Consider the following 20,961-nt stretch of genomic DNA (forward strand, 5'->3'; position numbering starts at 1 on the left):
CCTCTTATCTAAATTAACGCTTTCACATACTATAGCGTTTAAAACTTTGATTTATTGTTCACGCTAATTATTTTTAGCAATTTTTATTACTTATTAACGGTACCCACCAGAGAGAACTTGAGTGTCTCATTAAAGGACGGAATGGCCTCTGCATTTTTTTTTGCTGTATATCTTCAGCATCAGTTACGGCAAAATAGAAACAAGTATCTAACAAAACGAACTTTGATTTGATGTAGACAGTTTTGATCATGAAAGTTTAAATTTAATTATCTAGTTTAGCTCTCAATACCTTATTGCTAAAATTTTTAGTATTTTTGTCTCTACGCTTTTCAGATGCGACTAAAACTTTTATTATTTGAACTAATACGAGCTATGCAGCGTTTATTAATAGATCTCATACCCAAATTATGATAGCCGAAAAAAATAGAAGAAATTCTATCTCACCTTTAAAAGAAATTGCAGCCTACGAGTCACTATGGACAAATCGGAAAGCGAGTTTTAAAAGTTTGTCGGAACTTTTTAGCAAAGTACCCGGCAGTAAACCGTCGGACTTTGTAAATGCAGATGCAATTCACGAACTGTTGCCAACCATAAAAAAATTGGTACTTAATAGTGATGTTGCTTACAACACTAATCTACTAATCAACAATACCTTTGATTACCCTTCTCGACTCAAAGATGCAAAAGAACCTGTGCAAATACTGTATTATAGCGGTGATATTGACTACCTAAATACGAGGTCTGTTGCTATAGTGGGTTCGCGGAAGCCTTCTGAGGAAGGGATTGCTAGAGCTAAAAAATTGACAAAGTTGCTTGTTGCCGATGACTTTACAATTGTCTCGGGATTGGCGCAGGGCATTGACACCGCTGCACATACCACTGTGATTGAGCAAAAGGGAAGAACTATTGCTGTGATAGGTACGCCTCTGAATGAGTTTTATCCTAAGCAGAACGCGAGTTTGCAAAATTTCATCGCGCAACAACATCTATTGATAAGCCAGGTTCCATTTTACAGGTATACACAGCAAGGGATAAATGGCAATCGTTTATTTTTTCCTGAACGTAATAAAACGATGTCAGCTCTTACCGAGGCTACCATTATTATAGAGGCGGGTGAAACATCGGGCACGCTGATTCAAGCCAAAGCTGCCATTGATCAAGGCAGACAATTATTTATTTTAGAAAGTTGCTTTTTGAATAACAAAATCACCTGGCCGGCGAAATATGAAAGCATGGGCGCTCATAGAGTTAAGGAATATGCCGACATCGTCAAGGTACTTGGAGTGAGAAAATGAGCTATTCATTATACCTCATTGATGAGACCACTAGACGTGAACATTCGCATTTGACTATTGAAGATGAATGCCACTACTTGATGAATTATACAGCGCGAGCCGGATATAACTATAGTCCTGAGAACAGTATGATCAGCAATATCAAAAAGAAACTTGACAAAAAAGGTACCACAGAATGGCAGTACAAGCTGCAGGACATGTATAAGCTAGGACAAATTTTCAGAAAGATTTTATCTGGGATTGTTGATTTTAATGAAACGACTATAGTGCCTATACCTCCATCAAAAACAAAAAGCGATCCTCTATATGATAATCGGTTAAACCGAATTCTCAACGTTGCTTGCCACGGCAAAGATGCGGATATTCGAGACCTGATAATGGTGAATGAGAGTGTAGACGCAACACATACATTAGAGGAACAAGGCCGTCCGCGTTATACTATAGATGAGATTAAGGCAAACTGCAGCTTTGACCCATTATACGTTAAGAATGTCAAACCTGTCATAATGCTTTTTGATGATGTGTTGACCGCAGGTTCACATTTTAAAGCTTATAAAGAAGTTATTGAGGCTGGATTTCCTGACCGTGATATTTTTGGGGTGTTCATTGCCAGGCGTATTCAGTTGAACGTTTTTGATTTATAAAGCATAAGAATAAATCGTATCTATTTGGACGTAAATAACGTGTATCTCTCCCTAAAGTTGGAAATATGTTGAGAGGCATAATTTTAAACTTTAAAACAGAAAGAGAAAATAATCTTTAACCCAGCCTCTTCTTCGTCTAGCTAGAAAAGGGCCCAGTCTCAAAAAACGAAGAATTGATTTAACTAGAATTGGTTATCAAGAGGCTTCTGCCAGAAATAATTTGGATTGGTAATTTCAAAAACCTTCGTATCACTCGAAGTTTTCCGAGATGAGTTAACTGTATTAAATCGACCAGGATATAGATTAACATACTTAACCACGGTATTATTCTCTGAATAGGTCTCCACATCCCAAACACTATTAACAGGGCAGCGCAACCAATAAAGATTCTTTGACATGTAAAAGTCAAGATAAAATTCTTTGTTTTTCAATGCATCTTTATTTAAAAGGAGTTCCGAATTTCTGATTAAGTGAGTTCTTACTTCTTCAACACTTAATAATTCACCCTTGTTATCACTCACATATGCATTAAATGTTGGATCCATCCATAGCCATTTATTGAGTGTTTTAGACCACACAACGTTTATCACATGGCAATCAGTGTCAGCAGTATCTTTTGGCATGCAAGTAATCATTCTGGATTTAAATCCCTCCGCGTGGAAAGCATCTTTTAAAATGGTCGCTTTCATTCGACAGTTCACCCCCCGGTTGTCGCGTTTGCAAGCCTCAATTATATCATTTGCATTTCTAGAAGGTGGATTGTCACCGTTTTGATGGGGCACTATACTGTAAGCCCAAAATAATAATCTCTTTATTTTGCTGATCTCGTCACCGTTGCCTGCTACTGAATCCAAATTGAATTTAACCTTTAAGTCCACAAGCTCCTTTGAATCTGGAGACTCATAAATAAAGGGGGGCAAAGCCGTTACTTTACCATTGTCATATGGGGGTGAGGTTTTTAATATATAATTCATGTCTCCCCTTTCCCGAATACTTATAAGGGCATTTTCGAAGCGCTTGTTACCATGAAGACTTTTTAGATCTGTGTCTTGTATGGTGTTGTAATAATTGCTGTATCCAGATTTCACGCAATTATCGAAGGCAGTAAGTGCTTCACCTGTTTCACCCGTCAAATTTTGATAGCAGGCTAGGTTATAGTACATCTCCGCATGAAAATCTTTGACGGTATCCTTAGTTTCCTTCGAAACTTTATCATACTTAGTCAACCATTCTTTAATCAGCCTAATTCCCTCGACATAGTTTTTATGATCGCCAGCTAATCGTCTATTCTCATTTAAAGAATAAGTGTAGGACTTAAAGCTTTTACCATCATCAACAGGTTTCACTTGCGCTATTGAAAAAAACACTTGAATAAGTAAAACCAAAATAAATAATGCCGATTTCATAATACAATCTTAGACTTCTAATATACTGAAAACTAGACTTAATGGAAAATCGCCATAGAAGGAAGCATACAATTTAACATTGTTTAACATTAATCAATATGACTGTAAGCCCGGTTAGGTATCTTAAAAAACGAAGGTATGCCTTCTCTATAATTTATCTTTAAGCTGATCTAGAAGTGATGCGGCAAGAAGAACCAACTCAAATTATGCGCATACCTTGTAAATGGTATGTAAAGTATCTATTTATACCCTGTACTTGTTTCAATTTCTTTCTGCTTTTGAAAGTGCTTATAAACATAATTACAAGCATCGCTTTCTGAGAGAAAGTTTTTTCTATTGTTTTGGTTTCCCCTTTCATCAAAATAGAATACTTCCCAATGATTATAGTTGTGAGTTAGGACTATACAATCAGGTAAAAGGTCACCGTCTAACGAGTGAAACCCTGGATAAATACCAAGACTATCTAACTTTTGTTTCAATTCTTGCTTGTTCATAGCTTTATCTATCTAAATATTTTAGCTTAAGTGGGTATTAATTTATAGGATCGCATGGTAGATAAGGGGATACCTGTATATCTTCAGCATTTGTTACGGCAAAAAACAAAAAAAGTATCTTACAAACCGAAGGTAACTAACCTGCTTTTCTTTTAGCTGTTTATGGAATTTCTAATAATTGGTCACGGATATATTAATATCACTATACATTTATATCTTTAATCAGTGATAATGAACCTAGTTTATTGCGAAAATGCCAATTATCATAGCTGTAATGATTGTTGTTGATATAATAGTACTTAGTTTAGATTTGATGATATAATGTGAATTCTTACTTGATTTTAACAGATCCACTGCAAACATCACCTTCTTGTATTCCTGTTAACCAGATTCTTAGAAACTTAACACGTTCCCGAGTCAACTGTGCAAGGTATTCCTCTTCACACATCGGTTGCACTGACCCGTAAGTGCCGGCTTTAGGAAATTTAGCCCCCATTTCTGCGTCTCTTAATTGTATCCAAAGACGTTGTGCAATCTTTAGCTTTGATATAAAAAGCGGCTGACCTGCATAATTTTTTAATATCTGCTTGTAAACCTGATTTAGTTCTTTATCTGCCTGCTCAAATCCCGAAGCAGCCTTGGTATTTCTACTGCTTTGTCCCTGTACAGAAGTGTTGGAACTCAAAACAATGACTATAAACATTATAATCATTCCTGCTAATTTCTCTTTTATAAAACGCATATCTAATACAACTTTCTTACCTACTATTACTTATGTCTTTTCTGGTTTTACCAATGGCTAATGACCTTATTGGTACATATAATTTTGTAGCCTATCGCATCTATTATAGCATTTAAAGTTAAAATAAATTATCTCGTGAACGAGAGTAGACCAAAAAGGTAAAAAGAAACATAGTATCACAAATGAAACTATTAAATGTTCATTTCATTTACGTGTTATCTATAAACCTTACTATAGGATATCCTTATATCAATATATATTGATACCTTAATATCATATTTAGTTTACCTACCCAGATAAAACTTGTCTTGAGGAATGGAATAAATAAACAATCTTTGCTACAAACTGATTTATCATAATAAAAAAACCTCTATTTATAAAGGGACTTTGATCTGTGACCAATGTCCCTTTACAATAATCAATTTTATAGCTTTTTACTATTTACAGATTTGGATTGAGCTGCTGGTCATTAGCAGGAATTGGTGCCCAGTAAAATGCATGTGTCAGATCGTTAGGTATCCCTTTAAAAGGTTCTTCTATAGCGTTCCTGTTACTATTTGCTTTCGCTACTGTTTCAGTTCTTAAAAGGTCAAACCATCTGGCTGCAGGTTCAGCACCTGCAAATTCCCAACCTCTTTCCGCAATTACAAGATCTCTAAAGTCTTCCTTAGACAATCCTATCGCCAGATTACCTAAACCAGCTCTTTTTCTAACCATGTTCACTGCATCATAAGCACTTTGATCCAGTACGCCTGACATAGCCTTTGCTTCAGCATATGTTAACAAGACATCGGCATATCTTATAACAGCCACTGATCTGCTATTTGACCCCTTTATTGTATGTGTTGCCCAAACGTAATTTTCTCCATCTCTTTGCTTTATAAAGCATGGGTGTTTTCTTAGCGTCTGCGTATAGTCAACTACATTTGCTGGGTTATTATTTAGAAAATAATTATACTGATAAGTGGCATCTTTACGAGGTCCTGCAGGGAAGTTATTAAAGAAATTGATCTCTCCATAACCTACACCAAATCCTCCTTCATCTTCTGGAGCAAACGTAATACATAACCTGTTTGAATTTTCCCCAAGTACTGTTGCAGTATTCACATTATAATAACAGCCAAACACGGTTTCCTTATTATAGCGATTAGCCATCGTCCATAAATCTGCGAAATTTGGCAGCAAGTCATACCCCCATTTGGCCTTGTTATCTATTACTTCCTTTGCCTTTGCAGCAGCAAGTGCATATTTATCAGTTTGCTTTAAAGGCCATCCTGCCATAGTTAAATAGACTGAGGCTAATAGTGCTTTTGCTGATCCTTTTGTAGGTGCCAGGTCAACCCCATTTTGTCTCCTTTTGTCTGCCCACTGGTCAGGCAACATAGCCTCTGCTTTCTCTAGATCAGAAAGTATTTGAGCATATATTTCTGCCGGCCCAGATTTCTTCTTTTCATAACCGATATTGTTATCCAGGATTAAAGGGATCTCACCCCAGACGCGGGTTAAAAAGAAATAACTTAGCGCCCTTAAAAAATGCGCTTGTCCAGCGACTTCGGCTTTTTTCTTCTCAGTGGAGATATCGCTACCCATATAGTTATTTAAAATCCCATTGCTTGATTTAATAACTCCGTAAAAAGTTCCCCACCACACCATTTTATCGTTGGAAGAGTTCGCCTGAAAAGTATCAAAATCTGCATAAGTAATCTTATTTCCATTACGGGTAGTCATAATATCATCTGCCCCCCACACTGGTCCGTAACCCGGTCCGCCATTAAAAGCATTGTTAATCTGGTTATACTGAGCAATGCTGGCTAATTCTAGATCATTATCTGTTTTATAAAAATTTTCGGATGTAAGATCCGCTTTAGGTGTTTCATCTAAAAATTTCTTACAGGAAGCTAAGGATACAATTGCGATGAATATTAAGATGTATTTTTTCATTGTATATGTGATTAAAAGGTTGCATTAATACCAAGTGAGAATGTTCTTGTTAAAGGATATGCGCCGAAATCCATTCCTCCATCAGCATCTCTTGCTATATCTGAAGAAGACAACTCAGGATCGTATCCCTTATATTTGGTAACGGTTAGTAAATTCTGTCCAATTAAACTGATTTTTATATCAGCTATTTTATTAAAGCTTTTACTTATTAAATAAGAAAATGCAAGATTTTTTAACCTTAAATAGGCCCCGTCCTGCAGGTAACGTGTAGATTCTACAAAATTCCTGTTTGTTTTGCTTGCAGGATTTGCCCATTTTGCAGTGGGGTTTGAGACCGTCCAATAATTGGATGACTCCTGGATGGTTGGGTACTTAATCTCACTGGTAGGAGCCGCATTCGAGGCATAAACTCCATTAAAAATCTTATTACCTGTTGCTCCCTGGAAAAATATGTTGACATCAAGTTTTTTATAGCTTAATGTGTTATTGAATCCGAAAGTAAAAGTTGGGGTAGCTGTTCCAGCAACCACTCTGTCCTCATAGCCAACAGAATTATTTCCGCTAATATCAGTATAACTGTTATCGCCTGCTTTATAACCTAGTCTAGGATCATCCTGCTGATAGACTCCTGTCCATGGTATCAAATAGAACGTACTTAATGGCTGCCCTACTTTAACGACCTGAATATTAGTATTCACTATTCCCCCACCTATGATCGGTCGGTAAATGATAGAATCCCTTCCCAGGCTTAATACCTTACTTTTATTTAACGAAGCTGTAAAAGCTGTACGCCACTCGAAAGAACTATTCTTAAGCGGGGTCACTTCCAGAGTAGCTTCAAACCCTTTGTTAGAAACCGTTCCAATATTCTTAAATACTATACCACCCCCGTCATATGATGCTACGGGCACTTGCAGTAATAAATCTTTTGTTTTCTTGCTGTAAACATCCAAAGAAAGATTAACTCTTCCATTATACATGGAAAGATCAGCACCTAAATCATATTGATCCGTCGTCTCCCATTTAAGATCAGCCTTTGGATTCCCCAGAGTATACCCCTGATATAGCGTAGGTGTTCCAAAAGAGTACTGCAATCCTGATAACAATCCCAGACTGCTATATGGGTTTATGCTCTGATTCCCTGTTCTACCCCAGCTTCCCCGGATTTTCAATTCATCAATTGCCTTTATATCTTTAATAAAACCTTCCTCTGAAATCTTATAACCGGCACCAATAGAAGGAAAGTAACCCCATTTATGATTTTGAAATTTTGAAGACCCGTCTGCACGGTAGGTTGCATTTAAAAGAAATTTATCATTAAACGAATAATCTAACCTGCCAACATATGATAAAATTGCCCAATTTGCATATCCTGAACTTATAGACTGCGAAGTATTTAAACCCAGATTGTTATACCCAGTAGTTACTGTAGTTAGCCCCGATCCTCTTGCAGTAAAGGTATTTGAAGAATTAGAAGTTGCCTCAACAATAGCCATTGCTTTTAGGTGATGGACTTCATTAAACGTCTTTTGAAAGGTTAAAACGTTACTGTTTTGAAAGGTATAGTTTTCTGAAAGTGACTGACCGGATCCAGCATTATTAGGTACTATCCAGTCATTATTTAAATACGCGCTTTTCAAAGAATTTAAGTCAAGGCCTAAATTAACAGTCAGGTTCAGCCAATCTGTAAAATCATGTTTTAGCGACCCGTTAAATAGTGCTGAAGTCAAAAAGCTTCGATTATCCTGCTCTAACACTGTCATTAAAGGGTTTGCCCATATAGATGAAACTGAATTCCGACGGTATACTTGATTTTCGTCGTAGGGAGTCTCCGCCGGACCCCACGCTAAAGAACCTGAAACTGAATTGCCTTTGGAAAGATTACCGTTGTTTTTTGCATTAGCGCGAGAAACGAACAGATTCAGTGTTGCCTCTGTCTTATTCCCTAATTTGCCGGTTAAATTAGATCTTAGCGCATATTTCTTATAATTGCTGTTTACTACAATTCCTGGCTGATCAATGTAATTCCCCGAAATGAAATATTTTATCTTTTCACTCCCATCAGAGATGGATAGTTGATAATTTTGAAGTGTTGTCGTCTTAAAAATCAGATCCTGCCAATCGGTTGTAACTGCATTGTCTGGATCTTTAAATACAACTGCTCCTGCTATTGTATTTGCCTGCCTTGCATAGGCTGGCCCATCCAGCAAGTCATATCTTTTCGCAAGTTTGCTAAATCCTGTAAATGAGTTAAAATTAACAACAGTTTTCCCGCTTCTTCCTTTTTTTGTCGTGATAATAATAATTCCGTTGGCTCCTCTTGACCCATATATCGCAGTTGCAGATGCATCTTTTAAGACATCAATAGATTCGATATCATTCACGTTTAAATCCTGAATACCAACACTGCTTAATGCCACTCCATCTACTACGTATAGTGGATCATTCCCTGCATTTATTGAATTTGCACCTCTAATCCTTACTTTTAAGGGTGCTCCGGGGGAGCCGGAATTTGTATTGATGGCTACCCCAGCAACTCGCCCCTGTAATACGGATTGTACGTTTATCGCCGGTTGATTTTCGAACTCACTAGCTTGGACAGAAGAGACAGCGCCTGTAAGATCTCATTTCCGCTGCGAGCCGTATCCTACAACAACGACCTCGTTTAATGAATTAGACTCGTCTTTCAGTCTTATAAGTAACGAATTATTGTCATTCGGCTTAATCAGATAATTATTAATAGTATACTTTTCATACCCAGAATGGCTAAATGACAGATCATACACTTCATTTGTTGTAAGATCTGTAAACACAAACATGCCTTCGGCATTTGTAGCTATGTTAAGTATTTTTTTATCAGCACGATTTGTTAGATTCACTGTAACATTTTCTATTTTCTTACCAGCTTCATCCAATACCACGCCTCTTAATATAGGTGCTGTTTGGGCGAATGTGTAATTAGATATCAACATCATCAAGGCTACACAGCATACCTGGAATGTCCGGTTAATTATTGATTTCTTCATGTCAGTTGTTTGATTTTTAAGCATAAGGGTTCCATTACCATTTTAAGTAGTTTCAATTTTAATTAAGGTTTACGATTATTTTTTACTAATGATTATCTGATTGCTCTCTTTGGCATAACTTAAATTATTCAGTGCACAAATGGTGGACAAAATATCGTTTAAAGATTCTCCTGATTTAACTGATCCGGTAAAAGAGAGGCTACTATCCGGATCTATTATATATTCGATATGGACATTGTAACGTTGTTCAAGACTTTGAAATACATTGCTCAATAATTCTTTTTCAAAAATGAGGTCGGGGTATTTCTTCTTGATTCTTGCAGGCACTTTCGGAACTGTGACAGCCTTATTTATAGTATTTTTTAGGACGAACCTTCCATAGTCCAGATTCGCAACTAACGTTTGTCCGGGAATAAGATAAGTATCGATAAAATACTGCTTCTTTTTACGCACGGATCTGACCACAACTTTTCCTTCTAAAAGCTTAATCTCCACTTTATTTAAGGCAGTTTTGCTTATGGTAAACGTAGTACCAAGAGCTGTCGTTAGCACATCACTGGAGTTAACTGTGAAGGGTTTGTTCTTTTGCTTTATAACTTTAAAATAGGCTTCGCCCTTCAACAGGGTTAGGTTCCTTTCCTTAAGGTTATAAGTGCTGGTATAGGAAATAGAACTTCCTGGCCTTATTTTAACTATAGACCCATCTTTTAACAATATGGATTTATCAGTTAAGGTCGTGTTGCTTTCGGTAATGACCTTATTTATTAAGGTTACTGAATGATTGATTTTTTGAGTAGATTCCTTCTTTTGGCCAAAGAATAAAAAAGTACTGGTGATGACAACTATAGCTGCAGCCGTCAAAGAATAAAGACGGTACAAATATTTTGGTTTACCCTGTTCATGACCAACTTCAATCTGACCCTTTATTCTTAGAAACAAGTCATTATAGTATACATAATCCTTACCCTTAGGATCCGAAACTATAGTGTTATACTTATTTAATGCATCTCTTTCTAATTGGGAAGGATCTTCCAGGTTTTGTAATAAAAACTTTCGCTCTTCCAACGAACATTTGCCCTGCCAAAATTTATCGATTAACTCTTCCATCTTCTTATCATTTGTAAATAGGCTAAAAGCTCCCTTTAGTGATAAAGTAAAAGTTAAGTTTATATTAACTAATCAGTCAGGGCAACTAAAGATTTGAAAGGATAACTAGCAGTAAACTATGTACTGTATATATTGACTGACGTTTAATAATGCTTTTTATATCATTGGTAGCCTGCTTTAAATAATCATCTACGGATTTTCTGCTTAGCCCCATTATACTAGCTGCTTCATCTAAAGACTTGTTCTCATAGCGAATTAAGGTAAATGCCTGTCTTTTTCGGGATGATAAACAATCCACCGCTTCAGATAAAATTGCAGATTGGTCTTCCAGTGTTGTGGTACTCTCTTCATAAGATGAATCTAAGGAGAGGTAATCATCATAATTTTCTATATAGGTGATAGATGTTTTGACTTTTGCTTTTAAATGCGCCAATGCCTTATGATAACTTACAACAAAAAGCCATCCTTCTATTGATCTTGAAGGGTCAAGAGTCGGCAGACTTTGATGAAGAGAAATAAAAACCTCTTGAAACAGATCTTCAGTCACCTGTTCATCTTTAACCAGCTTGAATATATTTTTATAGACTGCATCGTTACACTTTTCATATAATGATTTAAATATCAGATCGAAATCCCTATCATCCGCAAACGCTGCCATATCTATAAATCTTTTTACAAAAGTAATTCGGTAAATGTTAAGAGGAGATTAAATCAGATAGTGTTAGAAACTGCCTTATATAAACAATAGAATGAAAGGATCCTTTTTCTAGCTTTGACACCAAAGACCAATTCATTTTTAACGATCGATGAATAATTTAATATAAGATTATGCTAATTGCTATTATTCCAGGTGTTTTAAGCTTAGTATTGGTTTTAATTACTTCTTCTACTTTATATGTCTGACCGCAGATTATTTATAAAAAGCACTATTACAACATTACTACTTGCAGGGACCTCAAATACTGTCTTTGGATTATCCCAATTCGATCATAACAATTTACCCCAATCAGCACGGAAACTAAAGTTGAGGTTTGCAATTGCATCTGATGGACACTATGGTCAGCGAGGTACAGATTATAAAAAAGACCATGCGAATATTATAAAGTGGTTAAATGAGGCGCATAGTAGTATTCCACTTAATTTTGTGATTATTAATGGTGATCTGGTCCATGATCGTCCGGATTTACTTTTGGAAGTCAAAAATAACTATTATGATCATTTAAACGTTCCGTTTTATGCAATTCCAGGAAACCATGATCATACAGATACGGCAACCTGGAAATCAGTCTTCGGTTATGAAGACAACTTTTCAATGGAGAAGAATGGAGTAGGTTTTGTGTTGGCTAATACATCAAATTCAGCAGGGGAGTATCTTGCCCCAAATATTGATTTTCTAAAAAAAGAACTTGACAAGTTCACCGCTCTAAAAACAGTTTTCGTAGTCTTACATATCCCACCACATCTTTGGGTTGCAGAGAGTGCTTTTGTTGATTCGCCACAAACAGTACAACTATTGCATGATTATCCGAATGTGAAAGCAGTATTTCATGGCCATGACCATAACTTAGATGCCGTTTTCTACACCGGCAAACTTCCACACTTTTTTGATTCACATATAGGAGGTAACTGGGGTACCAGCTATCGAGGCTATAGAATAGTTGAGGTTGATGAGAATGATAAAGTAACAACCTACCAGGTGAATGCTAGTCAATCGCCGACACTCAATCAAACTACACTTTAATATTGAAGTCATTCTAATAGAATTAAATACTAATAAAGTATAAAGATAGCCAGTCTGCTATTTGTGATGATTTGATTTAAAATGAAATATAAACAGGTGATTATTGTTGTACTTATGTTCCATATTTTGGCTATTTAAGATAGAATAGGGAACTCTATCCAGATGTTCCCCTTACTAAACCAAATATAAAACCAGATGACCAGGTTTGTCGTAGAGGAAAGAGTCGAACTTCCTTATACCACCAACTGGAACTCTACTTATGGTAATTCTTTACCAATACAAAACTGGTCATCGCATTTAAACAATAGATTAAGTAAGGGTCAAATTGCAACAAAGTTCAATTAGTAATATCACTGGAGGTGCTAAAAGATGAAGTTAAAAGAATGTTACTCTTGGAAAGATAAATAACAACTTATGAATGCACGCTAAACGAGGCCAAAACTGTTGTAAGCTCCTTGAAGTTAACTGACTCAGGACTTCTGAACTGTTGTTCAAGTAAATACTCGGGCACTATAAGTATCCCTCCAGATGAATAAACCAGAACACCTCCTTTGATTTTTTCGTAAGATTCATATGATCCAACCTGTGGGTCAAGCTCATTCAAACTGACTAATAATTCATATATAACATACGCTGAAATTTGCATGCGTAAAATTACATAACATTATTTTAGCATCAAGTTATCATTAAGTTAACAAGCAATCTTTTACTTGATTTTTATTAACAAGCCTGACACTGAATTCGGCGTTACTATTTAAGATTTTTTAAACATTTGTTCGCAAATTGGCTTTTGCTAAAAATGAAACCTTAGAAATGAATCTGATCAAATCTATTAATTATAAAAGTATTGTGAACCCGGATTTATCTACTATTGACTGGGATCGAGTTCTACTACTTTTTGTTAAGATAAACTGGAAACACAGATTGGTAGATGAAATAGCAAAGGCGTTCAGTATCAGCACCCATACTATATTCATTTATCATAATTATATGATTATCGGATTTGGAAGGGTGGTTGGAGATGGTCGTTACTATGCGATGTTAGCCGACATTGTAGTTGATCCTGATTTCCAAAATCAAGGCCTAGGAAAGCATATAGTGATGACTTTAAATAGCCTACTAATAAATTATCATTTTGTTAATCTTAGTGCTGCACCGGGCGCGGATCAATTTTATAAAAGTATGGGTTGGAAGAAACAATCGACAGCTTTTATCTGGCCTCAGGGCCCCAAACAATTAAGACAACATTGTGAAATAGAATAGGGAGGCCGCTTATATGATTTGATAATTAAAACCCGCCGAAAACAGATTTTAATTGCTCCTATAGGCACAGTAATAAATAATAACTGGTTTTTAAAGTTAACATAATCATAACCTATTATACTCGATCTAAGACCTTCTTTTTTGTTTCATAGTTGCAAACTACCCGTTCAGTTATGGAAATTAAACACATTACATTTATTATCAATCCTGCTTCAGGAAAACAGGAACCAATCCTTTCGCTAATTAATACAGCAATGGAACAGTTTGATAATCATTGGGAAGTTGAAGTGACAACACGCAACCGTAGCGCAAGTGAAATAGCAGCTGCATTGATCGGTAAAACAGATGTGGTAATTGTTTATGGTGGAGACGGCACTGTAACTGAAGTGGCTGCTGTTTTGCAGGGAACTGATATGCTTATGGGAATTCTTCCTGGAGGAACAGCAAATGTGATGGCAAAAGAACTTGGTATTCCGCTGGACAGTACCCAAGCGCTAAATATCCTTAAAGAGGGCGCCTATCAATGCAGAGATATTGACATGGGCCTGGTCAATGGTACTCCTTTTTTACTCCGAGTGAACCTGGGTATTATGGCAGATATGGTGCTTGACGCTAACCGGGAACTAAAAGAGAAAGTAGGGCAGCTCGCCTATGGAATTACAGCAATGAAGACTGTGGCCAATGCAGATCCAATTAATTACAGAATGGTAATCGATGGGGACGTGATTGAACAAAGTGGAGTGTCACTGACAGTAACCAATTCCGGGAATATTGGTATTGGAGACTATGCTTTACAGCCGGACATCAGTATCAGCGATGGTTTCTTAGATGTGCTACTAATGAAAGATACCAGTTTGTTGTCAATGTTTAAAATAGCTAGCAGTACACTACTTCAAACGGAGACCGAGGCTTTGCTACATTACAAGTGCCGGGAAGTTATAATTATGACGGACCAGCAGCAGCGCTTTATTTGTGATGATCATGAAGAACAGGGAAGTGAACTGAAGATAAGTGTGCTTCCATCTGCAATTAAGATCTTAACCCCTAAAACTAAAATTTAGATGGTTGCAAGAATAAAAAGCCTGATCACACTGCTCACTATTTTTTGCCATAAAATCTGGGATAATGTCTACCGTGCATTCCGGGGAATGCCCACCTTAAAGCGAAGCCAGATCACTGCAAATTTATTTTTGGGAAGTCAATACACATTAATGGGTCTACGCAGGATGAAGGCGCTCGGTATTACTGCCATTATCAATATGAGAGAGCATTCAGTCTATAGCGAAGCTCAATACGAAGGATTCAAGTATCTGCACCTTCCCACTATTGATAATACTCCGCCTGAACTAAGCGTGTTAACTGAAGGGGCTGACTTTGCTGATCATGAAATTGCTAATGGTGGCAAAATATACATTCATTGTCGCCAGGGACTTGGCCGGGGACCTACAATGACTATCGCCTACCTACTAAAGACTGGTCTGAGTTACCAGGATGCTTTCGCACTGGTTAAGAAAGTCCGTACCTTCATAAATCCAAGACCATCTCAGATAAAACGGTTAAAAGAACTCGAGACGTATTATAAAAACAATAATGATTCAGCGAAGTCAACGCCCTAAATTCTTTTCTTTTAAGAAAGTAATGTATTGACTTTAATATACCTATATACAAATCAGCTATGTTCAGGAATTCGCCAATTGAGTTTTCTCTTTTACCGGAAACAGTCGATTCAACAATCGTTCTATAAAAGGCACTAAAGGAATAAATATTAATACGCCTGCAGTATTAAAGATCATATGTGCATTTGCAATTTTTTGCTCGATTGCTGCATTACCGGAAATCTGTTCAATAAATGAAGTGTAAACAGGGAAAATGGCCAGACCAATAGCAATGGAAACAATATTAAACAAAAGGTGAAAGATTCCTGTCTTCAGGGCTTGCCTGTCAGAGCGGATTGTTGCCAGCAAAGTATCTGAACAGGTACCTAATTCAGCACCTATCATCACGGCAATACCCCCGCCAAGGGTAATTAATCCTTTTTTAGCTAATGTGATAACCATTCCAACAGTTGCTGAAGAAGATTGGATAACTAAGGTAACTAAAGCACCAATTGCAGTACCTCGCAGAGGATTGTCCAATTTCTCCATCCATGATAGGAATCCAGGATGATCGCGAAGTGGTTCTACAGCACGTTCCATGGTGTAAAGGCCAAAAAATAAGATACCAAAATAAAGGATAACCCTACCTGTATCTGAAATCCTTTTGCTTTTGGCAAACAGGCTGAGTACTAATCCCAGGAAAATGGGAATCGGAGAATATTGTCCAATATCCAGCGCAATGAGCTGACTGGAAAATGTTGTCCCAATATTTGCTCCCATTACAATGCCCATTGATTGTCTGAAATAAGCGCCCCGGCATTTACAAGTACAATAGTCATGATAATTACTGCAGAAGACGAATCCAAAATAGTAGTGATGACAACACCTGTTAATATTGCGGTAAATATGTTTTTGGTAAAAAAACCAAGCCACTTTTTTGCCTTATCTCCCAGCAGGTATTTAAGCGTATCTGAAAGGTTGTTAATGGCAAACAGGAAAAGTCCAAGCCCTCCAATAACCATAAGTATGATTTCCCACATAATTAATTAACAATCTGCTTTTCAGCAAGTTTCTTCAACTGTGTTAACTTAATATGAACAAATCTGTTTCTTACTCAGTGGTATTATAGCATCCAATTAATTAAAACTAAGTAAGGTTTTAAGACCACGAAGATTTAAAGATATTACCTTATAACCTAATGATTAGAAATGATTCTGGGCCTTTTTCGTTTTACAGATCCAGTTTCGACCTTAATCACTGATAAAGGTGAGCTTAGCTTTGAACCTTTTTTGATTTCTGAATTAATTGCTAAATCAGTAACTAGATTTAGAAACAGTGCTCTCTTCCCCATCTGATTCCCATTTAACGCTTCTATGGCATTTTTAGCACCTTCCAGGCTAGTCATTTCGATAAATCCATATCCTTTGCATAGACCAGTGATTTTATCTCTTACTATTTTAACAGTTAATACTTCGCCATAAATAGATACTAGTTGAGCAAGCTCAATCTCCTGGATGTTCAAAGGAAATCCGCCTATAAATATTTTAACCATATTGTAAACCCACAAAAGACGCAAATATATAAACGAACAAATAATATCATTGAAATCCCAAGCAATTTAACAAAACGATAACTTAAAGCTAGAACAAGCTGACATGGCGTGTATACCAGAAACCAAGGTATCAACTTGCTATTTTTTCTTTAACTGTGATCTAAAGCATCAATTACGGTAATGAGAAAACATTCTCTCATAAAACGAAGATATAACGTCAGTTAGCCACGAATGCTATTTATTTGAACCAATAAAATGGAGGTAATAGTTTTCAGGTGAAATTCTAGTTATATGATATTACGGGTATGTATACGGAATTGCTATAATGAAAAAAGCATCAGTAATTAAACTGATGCTTCTTGAAATCACCCTTACTAATACTACTATTTCGATAAACTACTAAGCGCAATTTGGTCAGCCATCATGGCTTCAGAAACATATGATTCTGATCTTAAACTTGCAAAGTCACCCAACTTTACATTTTTTATGTTGCTTGCTACCATGGTACTTTTATCAGCAGTACCCTTTAGTTTCAGTACTGCATTATCTTTTACTACTGTATATAAACTTCCAACTGTTGTTTTGATTTTGGCAGTTGCGCTTTGATTCAAGAACAATTGAAGATTTTTAACATCAAAGTTATTGCTTGTCACTACTACGGATTGTCCGTATGCCTCTACCCTTTGCAAATCCTTAACAGTGATGTTAAGGGTTACCTGGGCCGATTCCGTTGAATTGATATAAAGCGTTTGCCCTTTGCTCAACACGGTTGTCTGGGTTGAATCATAATTGGTGGTCCCTATTACGCTTGGCTTGTCACCCTGAGTCAAAACGACCTTTACATTACCACTTATCCATATTTTATTAAAACCTTCGGCTGAAGGTGCTGCCAATTCTGTTGCAACTTGTTCTGTTGCAAAAGTTGTCATTGCTGATGAAGTTAATACTAAAGCTGTTAATGCTGCTGCGAATAATGTTTTTGTTAGCGTTTTCATGTCTTTCTATTTTTAAGATTTTATTTCGTTTTCTGTTATTAAGACGCCATCAGCACCGAAACGTTGCACGAAAAAACCTTGTAATATACCAGCATGAATAACCCCTAGACCAACGCCTGCTATTTCTCGACGAACATGGCGAATGTTCACTGACCATCTGCTTGCATTTTATGTTACTGTTGCATAACTAAGCAGCATCACAAAACGAAGTAATCAATCTAGATCGCAATTTTTCTTTTAGCTGTAAATTCTAAACGGATTTACGACAACAAAAAGAGAACAAGTATATTAGAAAACTTAACTTAAACTTTGGGAATAAAGGCATACATAAGCTACACGATTATAGTATTTCGACCGCCTTCGTTCATTTAGCTATAGATCTAAAGCATCAAGTACGGCAAAGAGAAAATAACTATCTCAATAAGGAAGATATAGAGGCTTAATTTAAGCTGATCTTAGATTTGGTAATTTATTACTCTCACATTTATATTTGAGTCTCGATATTTTATAAATGATAAAATTGTTTGTTGGAGGATTACCCCCTGAAGTTAAAGAACTAGATCTTGTGCAACTCATAGCTATCTACGGTGAAGTACAATCAATTAAAGTGATTAGAGATAAGCTTAAAGAACAATGTAAAGGCTATGCATTTTTAGAAATGAAAGACCACGAAGCGGCAAAAAATGTTATTATGTCTCTTAGCGGAGAATTGTTTAAGCGTAACACTCTTATTTTCAAAATAGTAGAGGAAAAACCTAAATTGGATAAAGTAGTTTTTAATAAAAATTCAAGCAAACCAAAAGATTTAAATCCGCCAAAAACAAAACGGCCTAGAAAAAGGGTTGTCTAAGAAATATTACACTAAGCACTGAAAGTATTTGTCTTAAAAAAGGAAGATTTTAACAGGTGGTATTATGGAAAAGAATCTTAAAAGCCTAATTCTTATCTGTACCTGCTTAACTATCTTATGCAAATATGGAAAACATCGACAAACTTAAATATCCACTAGGAAAATTTAAAAAACCAACACATATTGATAAAATCATTCTTCAGGAGTGGATTAGTATCATTGAAGACTTTCCGAAGAAGTTGAGAAGCGAAGTCCACAACTTGACAGAAAATGAATTTGAGAAACAATACCGCCCAAATGGTTGGTCGGTCCGCCAAATTGTAAATCATTGCGCTGACAGTCATATGAACAGCTTAATAAGGTTTAAGCTTGCGTTAACGGAACAAATACCAGTCATTAAACCATATCTCGAAGATCTTTGGGCAGAATTATCCGACACAAAAATATTTCATGTCGAAAGTTCCTTAAAGATTTTGGAAGGATTACACGAAAGGTGGGTACACTTACTTAATAGCCTCTCAGATGAAGATCTCGAAAGACAATTCGAACATCCTGAAACCGGTGAACTAGTTTCATTAAAAATTAACATTGGTATTTATGCTTGGCATTGTGAACACCATTTAGCTCACGTGAAAAATGCAAAATTAGATGTTGAAATAAACAAATAGAACTTTGTGATCCATTTCAAAATTTAGATTAAAGAAAAAATTAAGATCGTTAAAAAACGAAGTTATCCTTTCCCTGTCTTTCTTTTTAGCTGTAAATTCTAAGCGTATTAAGTACCGCAAAGAGAAAATAAGTCTCTAAGAAAAGGAGGGAATAATGGTAAATCATATTAAGCCTAATCAGATAACCAGGATTATGAATCTATTTACTGATATATTTATCAACTATAATATCTATCCATGCATTGTCTGGATAAGAACTCAGATCTACATCAGGCTTGATACCAGTATTATCTATGGGATTTGTATCTGTCCAATATGATTTCGTAGTAGGACGCATAAAAAAATAGTCCGGACATGGAAGTTTTTCCGGTTTGAACAATTCGCTATAATCCAGCGTACCCGCTGTGTGCCTTCCATACACTCTTACTTTCATGCTATGTTTAGCAAGTTTCAAAAAATACTCTGAACTGCTTGCTGTGTTTTCATTTACAATTATGCTAATGGTTGCAGGATACTGATAGCTTTCTTTGAGGGCCATCTTAAGAGAGTCTCTTTGCACGAAATTTCCAATGTTTGCTACTAATTTAGGTAACATAGATTGACGATATGGGCTCGTAGAGGTCTGATAATCTTTTATCAGATCTGCGGTCGAATATAAAAAATCGCCTGGTAATGAAAAGGGTTTTTCGTAGACAAGTCTCATTAGAGACAAAAATGAACTATTTCCGCCAACATTATTCCGTAGGTCTATAATCAAATTTTTAACTTTGTTCGCATTCACCTGAGGGATGACTTGATTTACTATTATCGAGTCAAATTCTGTAGCATCCACCTTAAATGCTGGTATTCCTAAATAGTAAATATTGTCCGTTATCGGCTTATAAGTAAATTTCGAATTATTAGGATATGATGAAGTTTTGATATGCAAATCATCTGTTTTATAAGCTGTTTTCTGCCAAATCCCATCTGGTTCAATTAGTAGGTTTCTTAACCTTCGTCCTCTTAGTAAGTCGGTAGTTAACCAGCTGTTGTATTTCCGAACCCTAAACTCATGTTCGTTTCCAATGAGTTCAAAATGAATATTTCCAATTCTGCCAGTGGGTTCTACAATATAACCTTTGTATGTAGATGAAGTACTTTCTTTCGATTCCTTTACAATCTTTACCCTCAGAGAGTCACTACTCCTTCGCCAAATACCAATCAGTTGATCGGAGGTATCGTTAACCAAATTCTTTTTGTTTAGCACCTGTTTAGGTTGTGTCTTCCGATCAGTAAAAATAATATGGTTATCGTTAAAAAACCGAATATAGCCCTCAATTATATAAAAGCATTTTTCGCGATCTGCATTGGTAGATGCTTGTTCAATAGCTTTAGTTTTCAACTTCTTGTATTCTCTCTCATTGTATACCTTCAATTTTGCCTGGTAACCAGGATAATTATTTTCGATATCGAGTATAATTTCCTTTAAAACTATTGAGCAATGGCAATTATCTTTATTTTGAGCTAAGGCATAATTAAAACATAAAACAAGTAGAAAAGAGATTGTAATTTTATATACCATCTGACAATTTTTATAGAAGACGAAGTTTGAGATTATAAAGTTGCATCTGAATTTTAGATTATCATTAAAGGGTGAAATAAT

General features: G+C 36.1%; 21 protein-coding genes and 1 pseudogene. 9 read left to right on the forward strand and 13 right to left on the reverse strand.

Annotation, left to right across the window (positions count from 1 at the left end; genetic code table 11):
• Positions 1 to 407 precede the first annotated feature (407 nt).
• Positions 408 to 1,295 carry a DNA-processing protein DprA gene (locus WKF66_RS10110; protein WP_489674326.1) on the forward strand — a complete coding sequence of 296 codons (888 nt, stop codon included), beginning with the start codon at positions 408 to 410 and terminating at the stop codon, positions 1,293 to 1,295.
• Positions 1,292 to 1,939 (forward strand): hypothetical protein, encoded by a 648-nt coding sequence (locus WKF66_RS10115; RefSeq protein ID WP_489674327.1) that lies wholly within the window; start codon positions 1,292 to 1,294, stop codon positions 1,937 to 1,939. Before WKF66_RS10110 ends, WKF66_RS10115 begins: the two co-directional genes overlap by 4 nt.
• Positions 1,940 to 2,121: 182 nt before the next feature.
• Here WKF66_RS10115 and WKF66_RS10120 read toward each other — a convergent pair whose 3' ends face one another.
• The 8 genes and pseudogenes from WKF66_RS10120 to WKF66_RS10155 all read right to left on the reverse strand — a co-directional run bounded on the left by WKF66_RS10120 (position 2,122) and on the right by WKF66_RS10155 (position 11,313).
• Positions 2,122 to 3,345: a TPR end-of-group domain-containing protein gene (locus tag WKF66_RS10120; protein ID WP_489674328.1), complete on the reverse strand. Its 1,224-nt coding sequence runs from the start codon at positions 3,343 to 3,345 to the stop codon at positions 2,122 to 2,124.
• Between the two features lie 239 nt (positions 3,346 to 3,584).
• The gene (locus WKF66_RS10125; RefSeq protein ID WP_489674329.1) at positions 3,585 to 3,839 is read right to left on the reverse strand and encodes a hypothetical protein; all 255 of its coding nucleotides are present in this window, start codon (positions 3,837 to 3,839) and stop codon (positions 3,585 to 3,587) included.
• Positions 3,840 to 4,170: 331 nt separating this feature from the next.
• Complete coding sequence (locus WKF66_RS10130) at positions 4,171 to 4,581, reverse strand: lysozyme inhibitor LprI family protein (protein ID WP_489674330.1); 411 nt, start codon at positions 4,579 to 4,581, stop codon at positions 4,171 to 4,173.
• 441 nt (positions 4,582 to 5,022) lie between these two features.
• A complete protein-coding gene (locus tag WKF66_RS10135; protein ID WP_489674331.1) occupies positions 5,023 to 6,522 on the reverse strand; it encodes a RagB/SusD family nutrient uptake outer membrane protein in 1,500 nt (499 codons plus the stop codon).
• Positions 6,523 to 6,533: 11 nt separating this feature from the next.
• Positions 6,534 to 9,134: pseudogene (locus tag WKF66_RS10140) on the reverse strand (SusC/RagA family TonB-linked outer membrane protein); the annotation flags it as partial.
• 12 nt (positions 9,135 to 9,146) lie between these two features.
• Positions 9,147 to 9,548, reverse strand: a complete 402-nt coding sequence (locus WKF66_RS10145; RefSeq protein ID WP_489674332.1) for a carboxypeptidase-like regulatory domain-containing protein — start codon at positions 9,546 to 9,548, stop codon at positions 9,147 to 9,149.
• 75 nt (positions 9,549 to 9,623) lie between these two features.
• A complete protein-coding gene (locus WKF66_RS10150) occupies positions 9,624 to 10,655 on the reverse strand; it encodes a FecR family protein (protein ID WP_489674333.1) in 1,032 nt (343 codons plus the stop codon).
• Between the two features lie 85 nt (positions 10,656 to 10,740).
• Complete coding sequence (locus WKF66_RS10155) at positions 10,741 to 11,313, reverse strand: RNA polymerase sigma factor (RefSeq protein WP_489674334.1); 573 nt, start codon at positions 11,311 to 11,313, stop codon at positions 10,741 to 10,743.
• A gap of 237 nt (positions 11,314 to 11,550) precedes the next feature.
• Between WKF66_RS10155 and WKF66_RS10160 the strand changes: the two genes are divergently transcribed.
• From WKF66_RS10160 to WKF66_RS10180, 5 genes are all read left to right on the forward strand, one after another.
• Positions 11,551 to 12,396 carry a metallophosphoesterase family protein gene (locus WKF66_RS10160; RefSeq protein WP_489674335.1) on the forward strand — a complete coding sequence of 282 codons (846 nt, stop codon included), beginning with the start codon at positions 11,551 to 11,553 and terminating at the stop codon, positions 12,394 to 12,396.
• Positions 12,397 to 12,591: 195 nt separating this feature from the next.
• Entirely contained in the window at positions 12,592 to 12,741 is a 150-nt protein-coding gene (locus tag WKF66_RS10165; protein WP_489674336.1) for a hypothetical protein, read from the forward strand.
• Between the two features lie 438 nt (positions 12,742 to 13,179).
• Positions 13,180 to 13,659: a GNAT family N-acetyltransferase gene (locus WKF66_RS10170; protein WP_489674337.1), complete on the forward strand. Its 480-nt coding sequence runs from the start codon at positions 13,180 to 13,182 to the stop codon at positions 13,657 to 13,659.
• 173 nt (positions 13,660 to 13,832) lie between these two features.
• Positions 13,833 to 14,720 (forward strand): diacylglycerol/lipid kinase family protein, encoded by an 888-nt coding sequence (locus WKF66_RS10175; protein ID WP_489674338.1) that lies wholly within the window; start codon positions 13,833 to 13,835, stop codon positions 14,718 to 14,720.
• Positions 14,721 to 15,275 (forward strand): dual specificity protein phosphatase family protein, encoded by a 555-nt coding sequence (locus WKF66_RS10180; protein WP_489674339.1) that lies wholly within the window; start codon positions 14,721 to 14,723, stop codon positions 15,273 to 15,275. It begins immediately after the preceding gene.
• A 63-nt stretch (positions 15,276 to 15,338) separates the two neighbouring features.
• On the opposite strand, the gene WKF66_RS10185 is transcribed toward WKF66_RS10180, so the two are convergent.
• The 4 genes from WKF66_RS10185 to WKF66_RS10200 form a co-directional block, all read right to left on the reverse strand.
• Entirely contained in the window at positions 15,339 to 16,034 is a 696-nt protein-coding gene (locus WKF66_RS10185) for a Na/Pi cotransporter family protein (RefSeq protein WP_489674340.1), read from the reverse strand.
• Complete coding sequence (locus WKF66_RS10190; RefSeq protein ID WP_489674341.1) at positions 16,034 to 16,294, reverse strand: Na/Pi symporter; 261 nt, start codon at positions 16,292 to 16,294, stop codon at positions 16,034 to 16,036. The genes WKF66_RS10185 and WKF66_RS10190 overlap by 1 nt, the downstream gene beginning before the upstream one ends.
• 155 nt (positions 16,295 to 16,449) lie before the next feature.
• Positions 16,450 to 16,806, reverse strand: coding sequence for an RNA recognition motif domain-containing protein (locus tag WKF66_RS10195; RefSeq protein ID WP_489674342.1), 357 nt, complete (start codon positions 16,804 to 16,806; stop codon positions 16,450 to 16,452).
• 383 nt (positions 16,807 to 17,189) lie between these two features.
• The gene (locus WKF66_RS10200) at positions 17,190 to 17,801 is read right to left on the reverse strand and encodes a GIN domain-containing protein (protein WP_489674343.1); all 612 of its coding nucleotides are present in this window, start codon (positions 17,799 to 17,801) and stop codon (positions 17,190 to 17,192) included.
• Between the two features lie 511 nt (positions 17,802 to 18,312).
• Between WKF66_RS10200 and WKF66_RS10205 the strand changes: the two genes are divergently transcribed.
• Complete coding sequence (locus WKF66_RS10205; RefSeq protein ID WP_489674344.1) at positions 18,313 to 18,651, forward strand: RNA recognition motif domain-containing protein; 339 nt, start codon at positions 18,313 to 18,315, stop codon at positions 18,649 to 18,651.
• Between the two features lie 125 nt (positions 18,652 to 18,776).
• Positions 18,777 to 19,319: a YfiT family bacillithiol transferase gene (locus WKF66_RS10210; protein ID WP_489674345.1), complete on the forward strand. Its 543-nt coding sequence runs from the start codon at positions 18,777 to 18,779 to the stop codon at positions 19,317 to 19,319.
• 199 nt (positions 19,320 to 19,518) lie between these two features.
• Here the strand turns inward: WKF66_RS10210 and WKF66_RS10215 are convergent, their stop codons facing one another.
• Positions 19,519 to 20,880, reverse strand: coding sequence for a S41 family peptidase (locus tag WKF66_RS10215; protein ID WP_489674346.1), 1,362 nt, complete (start codon positions 20,878 to 20,880; stop codon positions 19,519 to 19,521).
• Between the last annotated feature and the right edge of the window lie 81 nt (positions 20,881 to 20,961).

The organism is Pedobacter sp. (assembly GCF_037719805.1).
In the GTDB taxonomy this organism is placed as follows: domain Bacteria; phylum Bacteroidota; class Bacteroidia; order Sphingobacteriales; family Sphingobacteriaceae; genus Pedobacter.

Bases quoted from the DNA above. Each gene is read 5' to 3' on its own strand.
- WKF66_RS10150 (WP_489674333.1), bottom strand. From the start codon at position 10,655: ATGGAAGAGTTAATCGATAAATTTTGGCAGGGCAAATGTTCGTTGGAA.
- WKF66_RS10125 (WP_489674329.1), bottom strand. From the start codon at position 3,839: ATGAACAAGCAAGAATTGAAACAAAAGTTAGATAGTCTTGGTATTTAT.
- WKF66_RS10195 (WP_489674342.1), bottom strand. From the start codon at position 16,806: ATGGTTAAAATATTTATAGGCGGATTTCCTTTGAACATCCAGGAGATT.
- WKF66_RS10115 (WP_489674327.1), top strand. From the start codon at position 1,292: ATGAGCTATTCATTATACCTCATTGATGAGACCACTAGACGTGAACAT.
- WKF66_RS10165 (WP_489674336.1), top strand. From the start codon at position 12,592: ATGACCAGGTTTGTCGTAGAGGAAAGAGTCGAACTTCCTTATACCACC.
- WKF66_RS10210 (WP_489674345.1), top strand. From the start codon at position 18,777: ATGGAAAACATCGACAAACTTAAATATCCACTAGGAAAATTTAAAAAA.
- WKF66_RS10130 (WP_489674330.1), bottom strand. From the start codon at position 4,581: ATGCGTTTTATAAAAGAGAAATTAGCAGGAATGATTATAATGTTTATA.
- WKF66_RS10180 (WP_489674339.1), top strand. From the start codon at position 14,721: ATGGTTGCAAGAATAAAAAGCCTGATCACACTGCTCACTATTTTTTGC.
- WKF66_RS10200 (WP_489674343.1), bottom strand. From the start codon at position 17,801: ATGAAAACGCTAACAAAAACATTATTCGCAGCAGCATTAACAGCTTTA.
- WKF66_RS10215 (WP_489674346.1), bottom strand. From the start codon at position 20,880: ATGGTATATAAAATTACAATCTCTTTTCTACTTGTTTTATGTTTTAAT.
- WKF66_RS10110 (WP_489674326.1), top strand. From the start codon at position 408: ATGATAGCCGAAAAAAATAGAAGAAATTCTATCTCACCTTTAAAAGAA.
- WKF66_RS10205 (WP_489674344.1), top strand. From the start codon at position 18,313: ATGATAAAATTGTTTGTTGGAGGATTACCCCCTGAAGTTAAAGAACTA.
- WKF66_RS10190 (WP_489674341.1), bottom strand. From the start codon at position 16,294: ATGTGGGAAATCATACTTATGGTTATTGGAGGGCTTGGACTTTTCCTG.
- WKF66_RS10160 (WP_489674335.1), top strand. From the start codon at position 11,551: ATGTCTGACCGCAGATTATTTATAAAAAGCACTATTACAACATTACTA.
- WKF66_RS10185 (WP_489674340.1), bottom strand. From the start codon at position 16,034: ATGGGAGCAAATATTGGGACAACATTTTCCAGTCAGCTCATTGCGCTG.
- WKF66_RS10120 (WP_489674328.1), bottom strand. From the start codon at position 3,345: ATGAAATCGGCATTATTTATTTTGGTTTTACTTATTCAAGTGTTTTTT.
- WKF66_RS10175 (WP_489674338.1), top strand. From the start codon at position 13,833: ATGGAAATTAAACACATTACATTTATTATCAATCCTGCTTCAGGAAAA.
- WKF66_RS10135 (WP_489674331.1), bottom strand. From the start codon at position 6,522: ATGAAAAAATACATCTTAATATTCATCGCAATTGTATCCTTAGCTTCC.
- WKF66_RS10155 (WP_489674334.1), bottom strand. From the start codon at position 11,313: ATGGCAGCGTTTGCGGATGATAGGGATTTCGATCTGATATTTAAATCA.
- WKF66_RS10145 (WP_489674332.1), bottom strand. From the start codon at position 9,548: ATGAAGAAATCAATAATTAACCGGACATTCCAGGTATGCTGTGTAGCC.